Here is a 4,286-nt window from a genome sequence, read left to right as displayed (position 1 = left end):
CAAAAAAAACCAATATTCCACAATAATTCCTCGGCAATGGCAAATTCAAATCCCAAGCAAGTTCCGCAGGGATACTCTCATAACTTAAGTTTGGATAAGATTGGATAGAATCTCTATTCTCCTCTTTGGGATTCTACATTGCATTCTTTAGATTCTCTCTTTGCATTCAATCTATCAGGATTCAATAAAGGAGGATAAGGGTGATTAGTCTTAATATATTGTTCTTTAAATTCTTTAGAGTTAAGCCATTGTAAGATTTCATTAGGATATTGCATAAAAAAAGAAAAGTTTAAAAACAATGTTTGGAGAAGTGGTGGATAATCTTTATAAGTTTGCAATAAAGAATAGATTTCTTGACTAGAATTTGCTAGCTCTATAATATCTATTTGTTCATAGAGTTTTTGGTTAAAAGCTTTTAATTCTTTTATAATATATGAAATCTCTTGATATTTTTCTTTTGCTTTTTGAATCTTTTTGTGGAGAGTGAAATAACTTCCCCTATACCAAGTTTTGTTAGTTTGCAAGAGAGCTTCTCCTAAGAGATAAGCTAAATGGTATTTATAAGATAAAGATTCTGGATAATCTTTACAAGATTGCAAGGGAGGATATTTTAAAGATGGGAAAATTTCTATCATTTCGTTATATTTGCGTTTTTTGGCTTTGTGAAGCTGGATAATTTTAAAAAGATTAAAAAGAAAGCTAGGAAAATAAAAAATTTTTAAGATTAAAGAATTTTGCTTATCTTGCCCCCCCCCCCACTATTTTATTAAAAGCAATCATACAAAGCCCCAGTTTATAAGCCAAGTGGTTTTGGATTCTATCTTTGGTGGAATGGGGATTCATTTTGTCTCCTTTGGTTTATTTTGTGGATTTTTGGATTCTATCTCTCTTAAGAATGCGTGGAGTTTATTGTATTCTTTGCGTTCTAGGAATCTTACCTTTTGGCTTGGAAGATTGTTTAAATGCACGAATCCATAAGCAATGCGTTTCAAGTCCAACACTTCTAACCCAAAATGCGCAAAAAATCGGCGAAGTTCTCGGTTTTTTCCCTCTGTGATTGCAACTTTGATTTTGGAGTATTTTGAGGTATTTTTAATGCAAGTATAGCCCGCAAAGGGTGCAAAATCCATTCGCGTTATCTTGCTTTTGCTATGCGCACCTGCGCTTGCGTCGCTTAGGCTTAATCCTGATTCCATTGCATCAAACACATTTTCTTGAATCTTGCCCGATAATTTAAGCAGATACACGCGTTCTAAGTTGCTTTCCATAAGGGTGCGCGCAACTTTGACATTATCACTAAGCAAAAGCAAGCCCTCGCTTGTGAAGTCTAGTCGCCCCACAGGCGTAAAATGTGCGAATCGTTTAGGCAAGGAATCAAAAATGACACGTCGTCCCCTATCGTCCTTTTTGCTTACAAGTTCGCCCTTTGGCTTGTGATAAACAATTATCGTGTATTCCTCTTTTGCCTTTAGTAATTTGTCGTTGAGATAGATTTTTTCTCCCTCTTGCACTTGGTAAGCAAAGTCTGTGATAACTTTGTGTTTTATGCTGACTTTGCCCTCAAGAATCAGTTTGTCTGCCTCGCGTCTTGAATATTTAGAATGGTGTGCAATGTATTGATTGAGTCGCATTTTATTTCTTAAATTTAAAATTTTTTTCTTTCAGAAAAGATTTGAGATTTTCTTTGTGTTTACCTTGCAAAATAAGGGAGATTCCGCTTTCTTTTTCCTCTAGCTTTCCTCCGCTTGCAAAATGTTTTTTTACCTCTTTTAGAATCTTTTGCATTTCCTCTTTGCTCTCATAAAAGATTCCACAACGCGTAATGTCTTTGCCGCTGGCTTTTTCTTCATTAATACCTAAAAGGTAGGAATCCTTTTCTTTTAGGGTAAGGTTACTTTTGCAAACACACGCACTTTTTAACTCCCCGCATTTTTTACATAAAGTGTCCAATGTGTCTTGAAATTTTGCTTCTAAGGTAAAGTTTAGTTTTGCCATTGGAGTTGTTTAAATTCCTCTTTGATTTCACTATGCACGCATAATGCGCTAATCATTTCTAGCTCTTGTGTTTGGGTTCTAAATAGAATTCTAAGTTCGCGTTTGCCTTGATGACGCAGTGCGGCTTCTTTTAAGAGTCGCAAGATGTCCGTGTCTGTATGAAAATCTAGCACAAGCATCAAAGGTTCGCTAGTATCTGCCTTTTGAATCACAAAATCTACCTTTTCTTTTTTTGCGTCCTCTAAGGTTAAAACTTTTTCTGCTTTGAGTTTTTTGGTTTCATCTTGTTCTTGCACGAGGCATTTGACTGCAATTGGTTTTTCTTTGTCTTCTATATTGTCTAGTTGCTTTAAGGTTTGTTCAAAAATTGTTAATTCTACACTGCCATATAAATCTTGAAGTTTTAAGATTCCATAAGGTTTGCCATTTTTTGAAAATTTTTTGATAATATCCTCAATCTTGCCCGCAATCAAAATACGGCTATTTTCGGCGATGTCTTTGATTTGATTCGTGGAAGTGCATTGTATAGATTTGAATATTTCTTTGTAAGAATCTAGCGGATGTCCAGAAGCATAGAATCCCAAGCTTTCTTTTTCAAATTCCAAAATTTCTTTTTGGCTAAATTCTTCGTAATGTTCTAAGTTGAGATTCACTCCTACTAATTCTTCATCATTGCCAAAGAGTGAATTTTCTGCTTCTTTTTTGGCATTTTGTGCTGCTTTTGCGGCTTCGGTTAGAGATTCTATTTGTTCTAATAAGGATTTGCGCGTGTAGTTGAAATCGTCCATTGCACCGCTTTTAATGAAAGATTCTAATGCCTTTTTATTTACTTTTTGTGGGTCAATGCGCCCTAAGAAATCCTCTAAATCTTTAAAATCTCCACTATTTTTGCGCTCGTCTAAAATGATATTGATTGCAACTTCTCCCGCTCCTTTGATTGCGCCAAGTCCAAACAAAATGCAGCTTTCTCCATTAACTTCTGCAACGCTAAACTCTAGTTCTGATTTTTGAATATTGGGTGGAAGCACCTTAATCCCCATTTGATTCGCTTCTTCAATGTATTCTACGATTTTGTCTGTATCGTTTTTTTCTGAAGTGAGGAGAGCCGCCATAAACTCTTTAGGATAATAAGTTTTTAAATAGGCAGTTTCAAAAGTTACCATAGCATAAGCGGCAGAATGGGATTTGTTAAATCCATAGCCTGCAAATTTAACAATGAGTTCCCATAATTCCTCCGCTTTGGCTCTATTAAATCCTTGTGCAACCGCACCTTCGGCGAATTTGCTTTTATTGTCTGCCATAATTTTTGCATCTTTTTTACCCATTGCACGACGAATCAAATCCGCCTCTCCTAAACTAAACCCCCCAATTTTTTGCACAATTTGCATTACTTGTTCTTGATATACAATTGTTCCATAAGTAGGACGCAAAATAGGCTCTAATTCTGGAAACATATAAACAATAGGTGCTTTGCCGTGCTTTCTATCAATAAAGTCGCTCACCATTCCTGATTCTAAAGGACCAGGACGCCCTAGTGCAATGATAGCAATGATGTCTTCAAAAGTGCTTGGACGCATACGCTTGTTAATCCCTTGAAACATACTAGATTCTATCTGAAAGACGCCAAGTGTATTGCCACTTTGCAAAGTTTCATAGACTTTTTTGTCATCTACATCTACGCTTAGGAAGTCTATGTCTTTGTTATATCTCTGTTTGATGAGTTTTAAGGCGTTGTCAATCAAAGTCAGCGTTTTTAAGCCCAAAAAGTCAAATTTAATTAAATCCACATCTTCAAGGAATTTCATAGAGTATTGCGTAACAACGATTCCATCACGCAAAGAGCGATAAAGCGGGGCTTTGTGCCATAGTTCTTGTTCAGAGTCAATCACGATAGCCGCCGCGTGTGTGCCGGGATTCCGCTTTGTGCCCTCTAAAATAATTGCAAAATCCCACACTTTTTTTGCAAGTGGGCTACTTGCAAGGAGTTCCGCGATTTTTGGTTCTTTGTTGTAGGCTTCCTCTAGGGTGATTTCCAATTCTTTTGGAATTAGTTTTGCAAAGGTATCTGCGTCTCCATAAGGCATTCCCATAACGCGTGCCACATCACGAATCACCGCTTTAGCTTTCATCATACCAAAAGTAACGACTTGCGCTACATTGTGTTGCCCATATTTTTCGGTAACATAATTAATAATTTCCTCGCGCCTGCTTTGGCAGAAGTCCATATCAATATCTGGCATACTTACGCGTTCGGGATTTAAGAATCGCTCAAAGAGTAAATCGTATTTCAT

Annotated in this window: 5 protein-coding genes; all 5 read right to left on the bottom strand. The window is 36.6% G+C overall.

The genetic code is table 11. The features are described 5' to 3' along the window. Positions 1–113: 113 nt before the first annotated feature. Complete coding sequence (locus tag Q1553_RS07310) at positions 114–635, bottom strand: hypothetical protein (protein ID WP_300842867.1); 522 nt, start codon at positions 633–635, stop codon at positions 114–116. Between the two features lie 103 nt (positions 636–738). Further along, positions 739–843, bottom strand: coding sequence for a sugar transferase (locus Q1553_RS07305; RefSeq protein ID WP_297601450.1), 105 nt, complete (start codon positions 841–843; stop codon positions 739–741). Further along, entirely contained in the window at positions 840–1,631 is a 792-nt protein-coding gene (locus tag Q1553_RS07300) for a pseudouridine synthase (protein ID WP_297579958.1), read from the bottom strand. The genes Q1553_RS07305 and Q1553_RS07300 overlap by 4 nt, the downstream gene beginning before the upstream one ends. 1 nt (position 1,632) lies before the next feature. After that, entirely contained in the window at positions 1,633–1,995 is a 363-nt protein-coding gene (locus tag Q1553_RS07295; RefSeq protein WP_115550798.1) for a translation initiation factor, read from the bottom strand. Further along, on the bottom strand, positions 1,983–4,286 hold a 2,304-nt coding region (dnaE, locus tag Q1553_RS07290), incomplete at its 5' end, for a DNA polymerase III subunit alpha (RefSeq protein ID WP_300842866.1). The genes Q1553_RS07295 and dnaE, both read right to left, overlap by 13 nt.

This window comes from Helicobacter sp. UBA3407 (assembly GCF_949747025.1).
Classification (GTDB): domain Bacteria; phylum Campylobacterota; class Campylobacteria; order Campylobacterales; family Helicobacteraceae; genus Helicobacter_D; species Helicobacter_D ganmani.
This window is presented reverse-complemented; position numbering and strand designations above follow the sequence as displayed.